At 64.2% G+C, this 17,862-nt stretch carries 15 protein-coding genes; all 15 read left to right on the forward strand.

Going from position 1 to position 17,862, the window contains the following annotated elements; genetic code table 11:
• Positions 1 to 1,373 (forward strand): lipid II flippase MurJ (locus VNN55_05800; protein ID HWO57060.1); only part of this gene is annotated, 1,373 nt, incomplete at its 5' end.
• Positions 1,374 to 1,383: 10 nt separating this feature from the next.
• Positions 1,384 to 2,568 (forward strand): glycosyltransferase, encoded by a 1,185-nt coding sequence (locus tag VNN55_05805; protein ID HWO57061.1) that lies wholly within the window; start codon positions 1,384 to 1,386, stop codon positions 2,566 to 2,568.
• Positions 2,568 to 3,590, forward strand: coding sequence for a glycosyltransferase family 4 protein (locus VNN55_05810; protein HWO57062.1), 1,023 nt, complete (start codon positions 2,568 to 2,570; stop codon positions 3,588 to 3,590). The genes VNN55_05805 and VNN55_05810 overlap by 1 nt, the downstream gene beginning before the upstream one ends.
• 239 nt (positions 3,591 to 3,829) lie before the next feature.
• Entirely contained in the window at positions 3,830 to 6,133 is a 2,304-nt protein-coding gene (locus VNN55_05815) for a nucleoside-diphosphate sugar epimerase/dehydratase (GenBank protein HWO57063.1), read from the forward strand.
• An 87-nt stretch (positions 6,134 to 6,220) separates the two neighbouring features.
• Positions 6,221 to 7,489, forward strand: coding sequence for a serine--tRNA ligase (serS, locus tag VNN55_05820; GenBank protein ID HWO57064.1), 1,269 nt, complete (start codon positions 6,221 to 6,223; stop codon positions 7,487 to 7,489).
• A 27-nt stretch (positions 7,490 to 7,516) separates the two neighbouring features.
• Positions 7,517 to 8,767 carry a HAMP domain-containing sensor histidine kinase gene (locus tag VNN55_05825; GenBank protein ID HWO57065.1) on the forward strand — a complete coding sequence of 417 codons (1,251 nt, stop codon included), beginning with the start codon at positions 7,517 to 7,519 and terminating at the stop codon, positions 8,765 to 8,767.
• Between the two features lie 35 nt (positions 8,768 to 8,802).
• Entirely contained in the window at positions 8,803 to 10,374 is a 1,572-nt protein-coding gene (locus VNN55_05830) for a bifunctional response regulator/alkaline phosphatase family protein (protein HWO57066.1), read from the forward strand.
• Between the two features lie 8 nt (positions 10,375 to 10,382).
• Positions 10,383 to 10,826 carry a tRNA (adenosine(37)-N6)-threonylcarbamoyltransferase complex ATPase subunit type 1 TsaE gene (gene tsaE / locus VNN55_05835; GenBank protein ID HWO57067.1) on the forward strand — a complete coding sequence of 148 codons (444 nt, stop codon included), beginning with the start codon at positions 10,383 to 10,385 and terminating at the stop codon, positions 10,824 to 10,826.
• 5 nt (positions 10,827 to 10,831) lie between these two features.
• Positions 10,832 to 11,497: a tRNA (adenosine(37)-N6)-threonylcarbamoyltransferase complex dimerization subunit type 1 TsaB gene (tsaB, locus tag VNN55_05840; GenBank protein HWO57068.1), complete on the forward strand. Its 666-nt coding sequence runs from the start codon at positions 10,832 to 10,834 to the stop codon at positions 11,495 to 11,497.
• A complete protein-coding gene (gene rimI, locus VNN55_05845) occupies positions 11,494 to 11,997 on the forward strand; it encodes a ribosomal protein S18-alanine N-acetyltransferase (GenBank protein HWO57069.1) in 504 nt (167 codons plus the stop codon). Before tsaB ends, rimI begins: the two co-directional genes overlap by 4 nt.
• Positions 11,981 to 12,904 carry an acetyl-CoA carboxylase, carboxyltransferase subunit beta gene (accD, locus tag VNN55_05850; protein HWO57070.1) on the forward strand — a complete coding sequence of 308 codons (924 nt, stop codon included), beginning with the start codon at positions 11,981 to 11,983 and terminating at the stop codon, positions 12,902 to 12,904. Before rimI ends, accD begins: the two co-directional genes overlap by 17 nt.
• Positions 12,905 to 12,918: 14 nt before the next feature.
• Positions 12,919 to 14,262, forward strand: a complete 1,344-nt coding sequence (locus VNN55_05855; GenBank protein HWO57071.1) for a folylpolyglutamate synthase/dihydrofolate synthase family protein — start codon at positions 12,919 to 12,921, stop codon at positions 14,260 to 14,262.
• A gap of 143 nt (positions 14,263 to 14,405) precedes the next feature.
• On the forward strand, positions 14,406 to 14,738 hold the full coding sequence (gene trxA, locus VNN55_05860; protein ID HWO57072.1) for a thioredoxin: 333 nt from the start codon (positions 14,406 to 14,408) through the stop codon (positions 14,736 to 14,738).
• A 172-nt stretch (positions 14,739 to 14,910) separates the two neighbouring features.
• Positions 14,911 to 15,753 (forward strand): rhomboid family intramembrane serine protease, encoded by an 843-nt coding sequence (locus VNN55_05865; GenBank protein HWO57073.1) that lies wholly within the window; start codon positions 14,911 to 14,913, stop codon positions 15,751 to 15,753.
• Positions 15,754 to 15,896: 143 nt separating this feature from the next.
• Positions 15,897 to 17,813, forward strand: coding sequence for a cytochrome c biogenesis protein CcdA (locus VNN55_05870; GenBank protein ID HWO57074.1), 1,917 nt, complete (start codon positions 15,897 to 15,899; stop codon positions 17,811 to 17,813).
• Positions 17,814 to 17,862: the final 49 nt, after the last annotated feature.

A 17,862-nucleotide genomic window follows, 5' to 3' on the forward strand; every position in this document is an offset into this window, starting at 1 on the left:
CCGCCATACTGATCGCCACCGTCTATTACGCCATCCCCAATGCCTTCATCCCGCTGTGGTCCGATCCCTCGCGGCCGCGCGGCCAGGTGATTCGCGCCGCGCTGATCGTCACGGGTGCCGGCGCCCTGCTGGCAGTCGGCCTCGCGGTGCTGGCAATGCCGCTTTCCACGTTGCTGGTGAGCGGGTTTTCTCCGACCGATCAGCGGAGAACCGCCGATCTGCTGCAAATCGGGTCCGTCGCCGTCGTGTTCTGCGTCATCGAAGCCCTGCTGCGCGGGCGCTTGTTGGCCCGGAAAGTCTTCGGTTGGCCGAATTTCTCATCGGCTTGGCAGGGGATCGGGGTGATCGTCGCGGTCATCGGTTGGCCGCAGTCCGGCGCGATGGGAATGATGTGGGGCTTTGTGCTTGGCTCGGCGGTTTCCGCTCTCTGGAATGCGGCGATCCTCTTCGCGCGGTCGCGCCAACCCGTCGCCGCGACGGAGACGACACCCGCCGTGGTCCCGGCGGCCGCGGTCTGGGTCTGGATCGGCGTCGTCATCCTCACCGATTCGCTGGCGCAGCTCTACGGTGTCATCGACCGCCACTACGGTTCCTACCTCGATCCCGGCGCGCTCGCGGCGCTCAATTACGCTTCGCTTGTGGCCACGTTCCCCTCGGCCATCATCGGTGTCGCGCTCTCCACGGCGATCTTTCCTTTTCTCAGCGAGGCAATGGCCGCAGGAGACGCCGCGCGAACACGCTCCATCCTCGACCGCGCCACTTCGTGGTCGCTGATCATGGTCGTTCCACTCACGATTTGGTTGGCGGTTTTCAGCGGGGAGGTAACCGCGGTCCTTTTCCAACGCGGCGCCTTCGGCGACCGCGCCCGCGATCTGACCTCCGGCGCGCTCGCCGGTATCGCAGGCGGGATCTTGCCCGCGACGTTGGCGGCCGTCTGGTCGCGGCTGTTGTATGCCGCGCGTCAATGGCAGATCCTGCTGTTGACCGCGCTGGTGGTGCTCGTGATCAAATGGATCGCTGCCGCCTTCTGGGTCGGGCCGTTGGGGATCGTCGGGCTGGCGTTGGCGACCGTGGCCGCGCAAGTAAGCACCGGCGTCATGATCGCCATTGCCCAACGAACGTTGATCGCCGACCTGGCCGGGCACTGGCTGTTGTTGACACTGCGGCTAATCCTGCTGACCGGTGTGCCGGCTGTCGCGGCGGGTCTGATCGGACGGCTCTTGAGCCCTGAGGTGAGCATGCTTCGGCTGGTGTTGGCGGCAATCGGCGTGCTCTGCGGTGTTCTTCTGCCGCTTATGGCCACCGGCCGCTGGCGCATTGCGCCGCTGTCCGATCTGCTGGCGGGGTGGCCCTCCAAAGGCCGTTCGTCTTAGTGGTGAACTGATGCCAGTGCCCACCCACACCGTGATCCTCGTCCACTTGTCCGGACAGTGGCAGACATTCCACCGCCGGCCCATGCTGCTGGCGCTGGCCCGGGCTTTGCCGGATGGCGTCGCGCTCCTGGTGGTCGACCGCCCGATCACTCTGGATGTGGGCTGGTGGCGGCATCCGCGACGCTTCGTCCGTCACGTTTGGCGCTCCGGCCTCCGAGACGAAGACGGCAAGCTGCATGTGATCCAGACAAGAATACCATTCCATGATCACATCCTCTACCGATTGCCGGGACTGTCCAGTCTGAACGCCTGGCTTCTCGGAAGGCAGCTGCGTCATCATCTGCGCCGTCTGGGTCTCGCCGGCGCCCGTGTGATTCATTGGATATACCACCCGGTTCAGTTGTGGGTCACGCGGTCGCTTGCGGGACGGGCGCTGGTGTATGAATGCTACGATGAGTATGCGCACACGCCGGACGGTGAGTTCCTGCCCTGGATGTGGGAGTGTGACTTGCGCACGCTCGCCGCGGCCGACCTCTCCCTGGTCACCACGGCGGCGTTGTGTGAACGGCGCGCGCCCCATGCCCGCTCGATCCATGTTGTGCCCAATGGCATCCCTGACTCCTTCCTGAACGAGCCGGCGGACGTGCCCGATCCCGCTGACCGAATCCCGCATCCGCGCATCGGCTACGTGGGCGTGTTTCGCCGTCCGATCGATACAGAACTCCTGTGCGAGGTCTTTCGCGACAACCCGGAATGGCACTTGGTCATGATTGGTCCGGTCACAAGCGGCGCCGACGCAGCGCGGCTCCGGCGGTTGCCCAACGCGCACTTTCTCGGGGCGCGTCCCTTCGATGCGCTTCCGGCGATTTTGCGCAAACTCGATGTCGGGCTGATACCGCACCGCGTGACGGCGTTCACGGAAGGCATGCGCCCGCTGAAGCTGGCCGAGTACCTGTCGGCCGGGCTACCGGTGGCCGCGACACCATTGCCTGAATTGACCGCGCTACCCGACCTTGTGGCAATCGGCGAGAATGAGCCGTCATCGTTTACCGCCGCCATTGTGTTGGCCCTGTCCCGCCGCACGCCGGAATTTCGTCGGCGCGCTCAGCAGTGGGCGCAACTGCACACGTGGGACCACATCGTCGCTGACAGGGTCATGCCGCCGCTGCGGCGACTGTGGGAGAATGCGGACTAATGGCCGTCACGGACCAGTCATCCCCCCGCCGCCCCCGTGTCGCACTGGTGGCGCCCGACGATTCCGTGACTTTCATCGCGCAGGATCGGTCGCTCCTCAGCGACGAGTTTGAGGTCGAATTCGCTCCGGCGCGCGGGTTTTGGTCATTGAGGCATCTTCGCAGCGTGGTCTCACAAGCCGATATTGTCTTGATCTGGTTTATGGGACGTCATGCGCTCCCCGCGGTCATGGTCGCCGGCTTCCTTGGCCGACCGATCGTCGGTATCATTGGCGGTTTCGAAGTCGCCTGGGACGCCGACACCGGGCACGGGATCCGTCCGGGATCATTGAAGGAGAAAATTCTGCGCTGGATGCTGCGTCGCTGTCGCGCCATTGTGACGGTATCCGGCCACAGCCGTGCCGACACGCTGGCGCGTGTGCCGGAATTGGCCGAGCGAATCCGGCTGGTCCACAACGCCGTCGATACGAGCACATTTGCGCCCGATGCCAGTTGCGGTCGCGAAGGTGTCTTGTGTGTGGCGATGATTTCTGCGACCACCATCAAAGTGAAACGACTCGACCTCTATGCGGCGATTGCCGCCCGCATGCCGCAGACCCGGTTCACCCTTATCGGCCCCGCCTTGGATGGGACCGCCAGGAACTTTGTACGGGATCTTCCGCCCAACCTGATCTGGAGAGACGCCTTGCGCGGCGACCAGTTGGTCCGCGCCTATCAGTGCGCCTCGGTCTACTGTCAACTGTCCCGCTATGAGAGCTTTTCACTCGCCCTGGCCGAAGCAATGGCCTGTGGGTGCATACCGGTGATCTCCAAGGCGGCCGCCCTTCCCGAAGTGGGTGGACCGCACGCGATCATCGTCAATCCCCCGGAGCTCGAAACGGGAGTGCAAGCGGTCGCCGCGGCGCTCCAAGCGCCTGAGAGTCTGCGCGAGGACGTGCGCCGCCATATTGTCGAACGCTTTTCGACCGCCCGCCGCCAGGTCGCGCTGACGCAGATTCTGCGTGAAGCCCTTCGCAAGACTTAGTCCTGCGTCGTGCGCAGTCCCGCGCACCATTCCAGTCAGGGGATCAGTCTCCCGATAATCCTCTGGGGGAGTCCTGTATGCTTGGTCGTCCGTTGTATGTGAGGTCGGAATCCTGTCCGGGTCGCGCCCGGTCCGAAGCCCGACAGGATCCCGGGAGCCCGATTTGCAGTGGCCTTAATCTATCCAATTGACTATCATCATCCTGGGGGCGGAACTTGGCGCGGCAGGCAGCTCAATTCATGGCACGATACGTTTCCCGCTGGCGGTGGATTGTCTGGGACTTCATCGCCCTGCAGGGGGCGTTTGCCGTGGTGTTCTGGCTGCGGTTCCGTCTGGATTCCTCCGGCGCCGACTCGCTGATCACTCCGACGGAGTATCTGGGTCCGGCCTGGTGGATCACCGCCGGCTGGCTTGCGATCTTCATTGCCTTCGGCATGTACCGCGAAGGTGGATTCCCCACCCGCACCGCCGAACTGAGCCGAGTCACCTTTGCGGTCACCTTTGGCACGCTGATCCTCGCCATCGTCACCTTTGATCCTGCGCGTCCGCTGACCGATCGCACGTCGTTGGTGGGATATTGGGCGGCGTTGATGCTCTTTGTCGGCGGGTTTCGACTGCTGCCGGCTCTGACCGCGACGTCCAATGGCGCCGTGGAGGTGGGGGGGATCAATCGCCGCCGCATGGCGATCTTCGCCGCCGATGCGCTCGCCGTGGCGTCGTCGTACTACCTGGCGTTCTGGCTGCGGTTCGACGGCTCGATTCCCGCGGATGCCGTCGCCGCGTTCTGGAACACGCTGCCGCTGGTCTTCCTGGTGCGGCTCTCGTCGTTCACCTATTTCCGGCTGTATTCCGGGGTCTGGCGTTACGCGTCGATCAATGACCTGGTCTCCATTCTCAAGGCCGTATCGGTGGGCACCACGCTTCTGGTGCTGCCGTTTTTCTTCTTCGGCGTGCCGGGCTATCCGCGATCGGTTCTGATCATCGACTGGTTCCTGATGGTCTGCTTTCTCGGCGGCTCGCGCTTTGCCCTGCGCGCGCTGCGTGAAGCCACGCCCCGCTTTCTCCGCCGCGGACGTCGCATCCTGATCATCGGCGCCGGCGACGCGGGCGAAATGCTGGTGCGTGAGTTCGGCAAGGATCCCAGCGGACCGATGGTCCCCGTCGCCTTCCTCGACAGCGATTCCCGCAAGCATGGCTCGCGTCTGCATGGCCTGCCCGTGCTCGGCGATCTCGACCAGCTCGACGCCGCCATCAAGAAGTACAATGTGGCCGAAGTCCTGATTGCCATTCCCTCGGCAACCGGCGACCAGATGCGACGGATTGTCGCCGCCTGCAGTCAGACCGGCGTGCCCTTCCGCACCGCGCCCTCCTTGCGCGAGATGATCGAGGGCCACGCCAGCGTCCGTCAAATGCGCGCCGTCAAGGTGGAGGACATCCTGCGCCGCGCCCCGATCGACACCGCCCCGGTGCAGGTGGCCGAGTGGCTGCAGGGCCGCTCGGTGATGGTTACCGGCGGCGCCGGGTCGATCGGCTCTGAGCTGGTGCGACGCATCCTCCGCTTCGCGCCGCGGGAAGTGATCCTCGTCGACCGGGCCGAAAACGCCCTCCACGATCTGCTCGATGAAGTCTCGCGTCTGCCCAAACGCGCCCGCGTGGAAGGCGCCCTGGTCGACATCACCGACCGACCGCGCTTCCACCGCCTCTTCGGGCATCGTCCCCCCGACGTCATCTTCCACGCCGCCGCCTACAAGCAGGTGCCGCTGGCCGAGGAGTATCCCGACGCCGCGGTGCTCAACAACGTCGGCGGCTCGCGCTTCCTGATGGATTGGGCGCTTGAGCGCGGGGTGGAGACTTTCGTCAACATCTCAACCGACAAGGCGGTGCGTCCGTGCAGCGTGATGGGCGCGACCAAACGCGTCGCCGAATTGCTGGCGCTGCGCCGCGCCTCCGAAGGGCTGACCCGGTTTGTCTCCGTGCGATTCGGCAATGTGCTCGGCTCCGATGGATCGGTGGTGCCGTTGTTCGAGCGCCAGATTCGTTCCGGCGGACCGGTGACCGTCACCGATCCCAACGTCATCCGCTATTTCATGACCGCCGGCGAGGCGGCATCGCTGGTTTTGCATGCCGCCACCATCGGCGAAAACGGCCAACTGCTGGCGCTGGACATGGGCGATCCGGTGCGCATTTACGACTTGGCCCGCGATCTGATCCTTTTGTCCGGACTGCGTCCCGAAATCGACATCGCCATTAAGATCATCGGACTGCGGCCGGGAGAAAAACTCTCCGAGGATCTCTACGATCCCGGCGTGGTTCCGAAACCTTCCGGACACAACAAGATCTGGGTCATCGATGCGATCGACGATGCCGCCCCGGATTTCGAATCCCTGGTGACCGAACTTCTGGCCGTCGCCCGTGGCGGTGACCGCGAAAAGACACTGCAGATGTTGTTGCAGATCGTGCCGGGGTACCAGCCGGTGTCCGTCTACCGCCCCTTGGTGCGCCAGGAAGCGCCGGCAATCGAAAGTTACGGTCCGTTGTCCTGATTCTCACCGGGCGCGGACTCGGCTTGACCGGCCGGTTTTCCCGCTTACATTCCCAAGACCGTACGACACCCAGGACGGTGGAGAGGCATGCTGGATCTTAAGTTCATCCGTGACAATCCCGACCGTGTCCGCGAGGCGGTGCTCGCCAAAAACACGCCGGCCGCTTTGGTCGACGAATTTCTGGCCTGTGACGCCCGCCGGCGCGCCATCATCGCCGAAGTCGAAGCGCTCAAGCATGAACGCAACGTGATTTCGCAGCAGATCGCCGCCGCCAAGAAGTCGGGGCAGGACGCCGCCGCGGCGATGGCCCAGGGCAAAGCCATCTCCGACAAGGCGCAGGCGCTTGATGCCGAGCTGCGCGAGGTCGAGGAAAAGCAGCGCCAGATCCAACTGCGCATCCCGAACATCCCGCATGCCACCACTCCCATCGGCGATGAGTCGAAAAACCAGGTGGTGCGTTCCTGGGGCCAGCCGCCTTCGCTGGGTTTCAAACCCCTGCCGCATTGGGAAATCGGCCAGAAGCTGGGTATCTACGACGGCGAGGCCGGCGCATCGGTCTCCGGGTCCGGATTTTTTGTCCTGCGCGGCGACGGCGCCCGTCTCCAGCGCGCCCTGATCAACTTCATGCTCGACCGCCACATCGCGCACGGCTACATCGAGCACCGCCTGCCGTATCTGGTCAACTCAAAGACCATGCAGGGGACTGGCCAGCTGCCGAAACTGGCCGACGATATGTACCGCATTGAATCCGATGATCTCTGGCTGATTCCGACCGCCGAGGTGCCGTTGACCAATCTGGAAGCGGGCGCCATCCTGCCGCCCGGCACGCTGCCGCGGCGCTGGTGCGCCTACACCCCCTGCTTCCGCCGCGAGGCCGGCGCCGCCGGCAAAGACACCCGCGGCATGATCCGCGTGCACCAGTTCGACAAAGTCGAGCTGGTCAAGGTGGTCGAACCGGATACCTCCTACGACGAGCTGGAGTTGCTGACCGCCGATGCCGAGGCCATCCTGCAGGCGCTGGAAATTCCCTACCGGGTGAAACTCTTGGCCTCCGGCGATATCTCCTTCGCCGCCGCCAAGTGCTATGACCTGGAGGCCTACAGCGCCGGGATCGACGCCTGGCTGGAGGTCTCCTCCTGCTCGAACTTTGAGGACTTTCAGGCGCGGCGCATGGACCTGCGCGTACGTCCCGCCGCCGGCGGCAAACCGTACTTCCCGCACACGCTCAACGGTTCGGCGCTGGCGCTGCCGCGCACGATGATCGCCATCCTCGAAAACCGGCAGACCGAGAAGGGCACGATCCGTATTCCCGAGGCGCTGGTTCCGTACATGGGGGGCAGAACCGAGATCGGATGACCGTCCGGCTCGGAGGCACCGGCTTGCATGAAACGCCGTCTGTGGCGACTGATCCATGACCGGGCCGGATATTCCGGCCTCCCGCTGGCGTTCAAGGGTCTGATGATCCTGGGACTGGCGGCGATCGCGGCCATCCTGATCTATAGCACCCAAACCATGGTCGGCAAGCTGAAGGCCTCCGAGGCGCGGCTGGCCAACGCCTACGCCGGGCACTGGAAACGCGCCGCGGAGACCTCCGATCCGGCCGAAATCGCCTACCTGTTCGACCAGATCATCAGCCGCGGTGATTTCCCGATCGTTGTCGCCTCCCCCGACAGCCAGCCGCTCTATTGGCGCAGTCTGCCCGCAGTGGCCGACGATGACACCTCGCGTGCCGCGCGTGACCGTGTCATCCGGCTGATGCGGCGGATGGCCGACGAGTACCCGCCGGTGCCGATCCGCTACGAGGGACATCTGCTTTACAATCTGCACTACGGCAACATCGATCTGGTCGAGCAGGTCGAGCGGTTGCCCTACATCGGCGTGGCCGTGATGGTCCTGTTTCTGCTCATCGCCTACATCGGCTTCCGGAACATCAAGCGCGCCGAGCAGCGTTATATCTGGGTGGGGATGGCCAAAGAAACCGCGCACCAGCTCGGCACCCCGCTCATGTCGCTGATGGGCTGGTTAGAGCGGCTCGACGGCTTGTACGCGCCCGATCAGTCCACTCCGGTCGATCGGGCCAAGGTGGATGAGACGCTGCAGTACATGCGCAATGACATCGTCCGTCTCAACCGCGTCGCCCAGCGCTTCAGCCAGATCGGTTCGGAACCCGATCGCAAGCGGCAGCCGGTGGAGGCGGTGGTGCGCGAGGTTGTGGCTTATTTCCGCACCCGTCTGCCGCACAGCGGGCGCGGTGTGTCTTTGGTCGAAGAGTATCAGCCCGCGCCGGAAGTCCCGATCAATGCTGAATTGATCGCCTGGGTGCTGGAGAATCTGATCAAAAACGCCCTCGATTCGGTTGATCCCCGCACCGGTCGGGTGGACATCGCCGTGGCCCCACACCCCGAAGGCGGAGTTAAAATCGCCGTCAGCGACAACGGTCACGGGATTACTCCGGCGCAGGCGCGCAAGATTTTCAACGCCGGTTTCACCACCAAAAAGCGCGGCTGGGGACTCGGGCTGACGCTCGCCCGTCGCATCGTCATGGAGTACCACGACGGCGACCTGTATCTGGAAACCTCCATCCCCAACGTCGTCACCCGCTTTGTCGTGCACCTGCCGGACGCAAAGGGATAGGGGAGCGACCACGTACTCTTGCCACGGGGAGACTGATGCCGCCAGCCGCCAAACAAATCCTCTGGGTCGACGACGAGATCGATCTGCTCAAACCCCACTTCCTGCTTTTGCAGGAGCGCGGCTACGAGGTCACCGGCGTCCACTCCGGCGATGATGCGCTCGATCAGGTCCGTGACCGCCGCTTCGATCTGGTGCTGCTCGATGAGCAGATGCCCGGACGCGACGGCCTGAGCACCCTGGTCGAACTCAAGACGCTGGATCCCAACCTCCCGGTGGTCATGGTCACCAAAAGCGAGGAAGACCGGATCATGGACGAGGCGATCGGCAAGAAGATCGACGATTACCTCACCAAACCGGTCAATCCCTCACAGGTCCTCCTGGTGGTGAAAAAACACCTCGAGCGGCGCAAGATTCAGTCGGAGCATCTGGCCAAGCAGTACGTCGACGACTTCCGCCGTCTGCAGGAAGAGATTTCGCGCTCGTCGCATTGGTCGCAGTGGCTCGACGCGCACCATGTCATGTCGCGCTGGGACATCGAGCTCGACCGTTTCCCGGCATTGGGGCTCGATGAGACTCACCGCGAGCACAAGCGCGAACTGAACGCCGATTTCGGCAAGTGGATGGAACGCGAATACCCGCGCTGGCTGGCCGATCTGGAATCCCGCGACCGTCCGCCGCTGTCCATCGACATCGTGCCCCGCTGGCTGGCGCCGCACCTGCGCGAGGGCAAAAAGGTTTACTTCTTCGTCATCGATTGCATGCGGCTGGACCACTGGATCAACATCGAGCCCGAACTGGCCGAATCATTTCAGATCGAGCGCGAACATTACTTTTCCATCCTCCCGTCGGCGACGCCCTTCTCCCGCAACGCGATCTTCTCCGGGCTGTTTGCCGATGAGATTCAGCGGCTCTATCCCGAACTCTGGCAGATTGGCGACAAGGATGAGTTCTCGCGCAACCGGCTCGAGCGCCAACTGCTCGACCAGCAACTGGCCCGGCTCGGCATCCGCCTGCCCAGCGAGGCCAAGTACATCAAGGTCCTCGACTTCGCCGAGGGCGACAACCTGGCGCGCAAGTTTTCCAGTTACAAGACCACGCCGCTTCTGTCCGTGGTCTACAACTTCATCGACCATGTCTCCCACGGCCGCTCCGAGGACGAGATCCTGCATGAGCTGGCCGTCGACGAGGCCGCTTTCCGCGGGCTGATGAAGACCTGGTTTGTCAATTCCTCCTGGTCGAAGGTCCTGCGCAAGATCGCGCGCGATCCGAACGCCGTCTGCGTCATCACCACCGACCACGGCAGCATCCTCGGGATGCGCGGCGCGGTCGCGCATGGCCGCCGCGACACCTCGCCGTCGCTGCGCTACAAATTCGGCGACAATCTGAACGCCGACCCGCGCGAGGCGGTGGTCATCCCCGATCCCAAGGCCTGGCGGCTGCCGCGCTTCACCATGAGCACAAGTTATCTGCTGGCCAAGGAGGACTTCTTCTTCGTCTATCCGACCAATTTCAACGAGTTCCAGCGCAAGTTCGCCAACACCTTCCAGCACGGCGGCATCTCGCTGGCCGAGACCGTCCTGCCGATCGTCACCCTGCGTCCGAAGTGAGCCGCGCGATGCCTGCCGCCGATGTCCGTTACGAGCGCTATGTGGTTTGCGACAGCGTCGAAGAGACCGAGCGCGTCGCCGCCACCTTCGCCGCGCGTCTGGGCCCCGGCGATTTCGTCGCCCTCAGCGGTCCGCTGGGCGCCGGCAAATCGGTGATGGCTCGGGCCATCGGACGCGTCTTCGGCGTCGACGCACCGATGCCATCGCCGACGTACACATTGATGGCGGTGCACCAGGGACGTCTGCCCATCTACCACATGGACCTCTACCGGCTCAGCTCCATCGATGAACTCGAATTCGCCGGCTTGCGCGCCTACTTCGACTCCGATGGCCTCTGTCTGGTCGAGTGGGGCGAACGGGCCCGCGACGTCTGGCCGCCGAGCGGCTGGCAGATTCGCCTCGAGATGGGCGGAGGCGATCGCCGCGAGATCGCGATTGTGCCGTTCGGCTGATCCCCATGCGCGTGCTTGCCTTCGATACCTCCGGTCCGGTGCTCACCGTCGGCATTGCCGCCGATGGCCGCGCCGTGCTGCGGCGTGACTGCCCGGCGACCCGCGGCCGGGGCAATCTGCTGGAACGCGAAATCGAGGCGGCGCTGTCGCAATGCGACTGGCAGCGCGGCGATGTCGAGGGGCTCGCGCTGGTCACCGGTCCCGGTTCGCTCACCGCCATTCGCATCGCCTGGGCCACCGCCGCCGGCTGGGCGCAGGCGCAACAAATTCCCGTGACCGGGTGGACGGTGGCGCAAGCGCAAGCGCGCCGCGCCGCCCCCGACACGCACCATTGCTGGTGCGCCGTGCATTATCGCGGCAACGTCTTTCTTCTCTATCATTTGGATGATCCGACTCACACGCCGCGTCCGGTGGACCTTTCCGATGGTTCCGTCGCCGCGCACCCGCCGCGCGTGTTGACCGGCCCCGGCGTAATCGGCTATCGCGAACGCTGGCAGGCCTACATCGGACCGCAAACCGTCATCGCCGCTGATGCCGACGCCTTTGTCGGCGGCGACATCCTCGCGCTCTGGGGCGAGGCGGATCTCCGGACGGGGCATCGCCTGTCGTTGGCGCAGTCGCCGTTGGAATACGGCCTGCCGCCGGATTTCCGGAAATTGCATCAGCCGTGAGCGACGCCGGCACAATCCGCGACATGACCGCCGATGACATCGACGCGGTCGCCGCGCTCGAACGTGAGATCTTCAGCGATCCCTGGCCGCGCAGCGCCTTCCACGAAATCCTGACCGTCGCCAACCGCATCAATCTGGTTCTGATCGCGCCCGAGGGACACCTGGTCGGATATGTCCTCGGCCAGGTGGTGCTCGATGAACTGCAGGTGCAGAACATCGCCGTCGCGCCCGCGGCGCGACGGCGCGGGTGGGGCGCGCTGCTTTTGCGTGCGGTCGAACAACGGGCGAAGGACCGCGGCGCGCTCTGCGCAGTGTTGGATGTGCGCTCGCAGAACGCCCCGGCGTTGGGCTTGTATCAACGCTTCGGGTATCGTATGATTGGGCGGCGGAAGAACTACTATCGACGTCCCGTCGATGACGCGCTGGTGTTGTTCCGCCGCCTGGACCGGGACGACAAACTCCCGGCGGGGGAGGAGCCGGATCATGGAATGGTTCCGTAAGGCCAAAGCCGGTCTGACCGCCAAAGACAAACGCGAAATCCCCGATGGCCTCTGGACCAAGTGCGGCGGTTGCGGCGAAATCATCTACGCCCGCGAACTGGAGCGCCTCTACTGGGTCTGTCCCTCCTGCGATTACCACTTTCGCATCCGGCATTCCGACTACATCCGTCTTCTGCTCGACGACGGCGTGTTGGAGGAGTACGACCGCGGGCTGGTTTCGCGCGATCCGCTGAAGTTCCGCGACAAGAAACGCTATCCCGACCGGATCGCCGATTCGCAAAAAAAGACGGGCCTGGCCGACGCCATGGTCTGCGGCATCGGCAAGATCGGCGGACGCACCGTCTCGTTCGGCGTCATGGAATTCGCCTTCATCGGCGGCAGCATGGGATCGGTGGTCGGGGAGAAGACCGCGCGCGCCATCGAACGCGCGCTGGTGCGGCGCATCCCGCTCGTGCTGGTCTGTTGCTCCGGCGGCGCCCGCATGCAGGAGGGCATTCTCTCGCTGTTCCAGATGGCCAAGACCAGCTTCCTGCTGGCCGAATTGCACGAAGCCAAGATTCCTTACATTACGATCCTTACCAACCCGACCACCGCCGGCGTGATGGCCTCGTATGCCTCGCTGGGCGATGTGATCATCGCCGAGCCGCGCGCCCAATTGGGATTCGCCGGGCCGCGGGTGATCCGCGACACGATCCGCCAGGAACTGCCCGAAGGATTCCAGAGCTCCGAGTTTTTCCTGGAGCACGGGTTCCTCGACAAGATCGTCAAGCGCCGCGACCTGCGATCCACCGTGGATTCGCTGTTGACCTTCTTCTGCGGTCCGGGCTCCGGCGTCGCCGAGAAGACCGGCATGACCATCCCGCAACCGCCGGCCGAGTCGACGGGCGACAACGCTCCATTGCGCTGAACCGAAGAAGCGCCATGTCCCGCCCCGCGCTCTCCTACTCCGAGGCCCGGCGCCGGCTCTATGCCCTCGAACACTGGGGCATCAAGCTCGGGCTGGACAATATCCGCGAGTTCTGCGCCACGCTCGGCAATCCGCAGGACCGGTTTGTCTCCGTCCACATCGCCGGCACCAACGGCAAAGGGTCCACCAGCGCCTTTCTCGATTCCATTCTGCGCGCCGCCGGGTATCGGGTCGGGCGCTACACGTCGCCCCATCTGCGCGACTTTCGCGAGCGGATCCACATCAGTGGCCGCCCCGTGCCGATGTCCTGGGTGGCCGAGTTTGTCGGCGAGCACTGGGCGCGGATCGTTGAGAAACGTTACTCCTACTTCGAGGTGTCCACCGCCCTGGGATTCTGGGCTTTTGCGCGGGCGGGAATCGACATCGGCGTGATTGAAGTCGGCCTCGGCGGGCGTTTCGATGCGACCAACGTCATCCAGCCGGCACTTGCCGTCATTACCCGCATCGCGCGCGATCATGAACATGTCCTCGGCTACACGCCTGAGGCAATCGCCTTCGAAAAGGCCGGCATCATCAAGGAGGGGGTCCCGGTCGTCATTGGTCCGCTGGTGGCGGCCGCGGGCACCCGCATCCGGGAGATCGCCGACGCACGCGCGGCGCCTCTCTGGACGGCGGCGGAAATCCTCGCCGATCGAATAGCCTCCGGTTGCCTGCCGCCGGCACACGAATCCTGGCGCGTCCCTCTGCATGGGACCCATCAGTGCACGAATTTGTCCACCGCGCTGGCCTCCATCGCGGTATTGCGGACGCATGGGCTGGACATCCCCGCCCGGGCGGTCCGTGCAGGCATCGAGCAGGTCGCTTGGCCGGCGCGGTTTCAGATTGACCGCGGTCGGCCGACCGTCGTCTATGATGCCGCGCACAATCCCGACGGCATCCGCACCGTCGCGGATACCTGGCGGCGGATGTTCGGCCAACGCCGCTGTGTCTGTGTGTTCAACACCCGTCCCGACAAAGATCACGCCGAGATGCTGGAGGCGCTGGCGCCGATCGTCGGGCGCTGGGTCTTCACTCCGATGCCGGATTCACCGTACATCGCGCGGGAAGAACTGCTGTCACGCGCCGCCGGATCAGCACGGCCCGCCGAGTGGCGACCGTCGCCGTCCGATGCCCTGCGTCGCGCGCGTTCGTTGGCCGGCGCGTCCGGCGCCGTTCTGGTCACCGGGTCACACTATCTGGTCGGCGCGGTGATTCCCTCGCGCCTGGTGGCGAAGCCCACGGGACGGACCACGCAATCCCGGCCGATCACGCGTCGGCAACTCCTTGCGGCATCTCAGGATCGGGGCGCACCATTTTGACACGTTCCGGCGCATTTGACTCCGGATCGGGGAACGTTTGGACGATCTTCTTGTTAGGAGTCCGTGCGACGTCAAAGAATGGTTGACTGGGCACGACGCCGCCTGTAATCTCGCCCGGTGCGTAGAATGAAGAAGGAGACATGATGCAGACGACACACCCGGTAGAAGTCACCGACGCCACATTCAAGTCCGAAGTGCTCGACTCCAAGGTTCCCGTTCTGGTCGATTTCTGGGCCGAATGGTGCGGCCCGTGCAAGATGATCGCCCCGGTCGTGGCCGAACTGGCCGCCGATTATGAAGGCCGGCTGAAAGTCGCCAAGGTCGATGTCGACAAAAACAGCGACATCGCCGCCCAGTACCGGATCATGAGCATTCCCAGCTTGCTGTTTTTTAAGGGCGGTAAACAGGTCGATCAGGTGATCGGCGCGGTGCCCAAGCAGAGTCTGGTGAACAAGATTGAGACGATTCTCAGTTGATCGTTTCGCGCATCCGACACCGACAATCCGCGGCGGCCGGAACTTCTCCGGCCGCCGTTGCTGTTGCCGCGCCGAGACGCGAGAAGATGACCGAACAGATCGCCAAAAGCCGCGTACCATTCATGGCGCCGCAAGCCGCGGCGTTTTGAGCCGATAACAGGCAAGACGGACCATGCGACCATACACACCGCCACAGTGGGATGAGGAAGGCGCCGCACCGCAGAGCGCGCTGCCGCCGACGATCAAAGTCCTCCTGATCGCCAATGGTGTGTTCTATGTCGCCCAGGTCCTGTTGCAGGTGGCTGCCGGATTCAACCTGGTCGGCTATGGCGGACTGTCGCCGGCCATGGTGGCCAACGGGGCGGTCTGGCAGTTGGTCACCTATATGTTCCTCCATGGCAATCTCCTGCACCTGCTTTTCAATATGCTGGCGCTGTGGATGTTCGGACGCGACCTCGAGAATCTCTGGGGCGCGCGCGGCTTTCTCCGCTACTACTTCATTTGCGGCATCGGCGCGGGACTGGTGACGTTGCTGGCGCTGTGGGGCAAGCACACCTTTACCATCGGCGCCTCCGGCGCCATCTACGGCATCCTGCTCGCCTTCGGGATGACCTTCCCCAACCGTTACATTTTCCTCTGGTTCCTGGTGCCGATCAAGGCCAAGTATTTCGTGATCCTCTTCGGGGCGATCGAACTGTTGGCCTCGCTCTCCAGTCCCGGCGATGGGGTCGCGCATCTCACCCATCTCGGCGGTCTGGTGATCGGTTTCTTCTATCTGAGGTTCGCCGGCCAGCGCCTGCGCTTTCCCGCTCCGATGGCCTGGATCGGCCAATGGCGCGCGCGCCAGAAGGGACGCGCCCTTCGTCAGCGCTGGGATGAACACCGCGAACTGATGGAAGAGGTCGACCGCATCCTCGATCGCATCAATCAGGTCGGCTACGAGGGACTGACCGATGAGGAGCGCGCGACCCTCGAGCGCGCCTCGCGCCGTCTGTCGACCGAGCCGCGCCCATAATCCCCCCGATAAAAGGGTTGCATCACCGTCTCCGTCGCTGCACCCTACCGCTGTCACCCGTCGGCGGAGGCCCTTGATTGGCAGGAACTTCCCGCCGGATTGCGGGGTATGTGACACATACCGGAAACGGGAAAACCATCGCCATGCCCCAACCTCTGACGACTCGTCAACGCACCGCGCTGTTCTGCGCCCTGATCCTCCTCGGGATGGTCGCTCCGGCGGTGGCCGGCCTCGGCTTGCCGGAGAATAGCCCCTTTGGCGCCGAGTCCGGATCGATTCTGACGACCGCCACGTATGTGTCGAATGACACCGTGGCCGCCGGGGGGACTGTTTGGCTCGCGGTCCGCCTCGAGCTGGCCCCGGGCTGGCATGTCAACTCCGCCCACCCCCGTCAGGATTTCCTCATTCCCACCCGGTTGGAGATGACTTTTCCATCCGGTTTCGCCCTGGGCGGGTCGATCATCTATCCCGACGGCCATGATGTCCTGCTGATCGGCGACACGATGTCGGTCTATGAATCCGGCGACGTAATTCTTGTCCCCGTGCGTGCCGGCGCCGGATCGGGTCCGGCGACCATTACCGGAGTTCTGCACTATCAGGGCTGCGATGACAACTCCTGCATCGCTCCCGACAAGGCGTCGTTGACCTGGCGGGTCAATGTCGGCGCTGGCACCAGCGAGCTCAAGCACTCAGAGCTGTTTGGCGCCGTAGCGACCACGACCGGCGCGACGCCGGCGCCCAGTGTCGCACCGGATCTGTCTTCGGTTCAGGAGAAATCCGAACTTGAGGTCTTGGTCGAAAAGCACGGCTTCTGGGGATACATCCTCGCCTTCGGCCTGGCCTTTGGCACCGGATTCCTGTTGTCCTTTTCCCCCTGTACCTATCCGATGATCCCGATCACCGTGTCGATCTTCGCCGGACAGGCGCGCGGGCCGGGACGTGGCTTCTTCCTCTCGGTCATCTATGTCCTGACCATGGCCCTGATCTATGGGATCATGGGCGTGATCGTCGCCACCGTCGGCGGCGTCTTCGGCGCCTGGCTGGCGCACCCGGTGGTGGTGGCCGTCATCGTGGCGATCTTCGTCATCTTCGCGTTGTCGATGTTCGGACTCTACGAGTTGCAGGTTCCCGAGGGGATGCGCAACAAACTGGCGGCCAAGGGCGGGGGACAGGGAGTCGGCGGGGTGATTGTGCTCGGCGCCATCGCCGCGCTGGTGGTCTCTCCCTGTGTGGGACCGTTTGTCGCCGGCATCATGCTCTATGTCGCCACCAGCGGCTCGGCCTTCATGGGCTTTGCGATCCTGTTCACCTTCGCGCTGGGGCTGGGCACTCTGTTCGTCCTGATCGGGACATTCTCCTCGGCGATCCAGGCGCTGCCCAAGGCGGGGGTCTGGATGGAATCGGTCAAGCGCTTCTTCGGATTCGTTCTACTGTTGATGGCCTTGTATTTCCTGCGGACCCTGGTCTCGACCGAGCTGCTCGCGTTGCTGACCGGTCTGCTGTTTATCGGCGCCGGGGTCTTTGGCGGCGGTTTCGACCGTCTGACCGCCGAATCGGGCTTCTTTCCCCGCCTCAAGAAGGCCTTCGGGGTCCTCTGCACCGTGGTCGGCATCTACCTCCTGCTTGGCTATTTCATCTCCACCGGCCTGATCTGGCCGCCGGTCCGACTGGCCGGCGGGCCGATGGGCGCCGGCGCCGCCCATGCCGAGAAGATCCCGTGGAAGACCGATCTGAACGGCGCCCTCAGGCTGGCCCAAAGCGAGGGCAAGCCAGTGGTGATCGACACCTGGGCCACTTGGTGCGCCAACTGCCGCAAACTGGACCAGCACACCTGGTCCGATGACGCGGTGGCCGCCGAGGCGGCGCGGTTTGTGCCGGTCAAACTGCAGCTGGAAACCAACGATGCCCCGCAGACACGGGAATTCCTGCAACGGTTCGCCCTGAAGCAGTATTCGCTGCCCACCATTATCCTGATGGACTCCGGGGGACGTGTCCAGGACATCATCTTCGGCTTCGTTGACGCCAAAGAGATGCTGGCGCGTATGCGCACGGTCAGTTAGAATCCCTGTGTCACCAGTGGCGGAGGGCCCTCGGGGCTGTCCGGATTGA

This window comes from bacterium (assembly GCA_035559435.1).
In the GTDB taxonomy this organism is placed as follows: domain Bacteria; phylum Zixibacteria; class MSB-5A5; order WJJR01; family WJJR01; genus JACQFV01.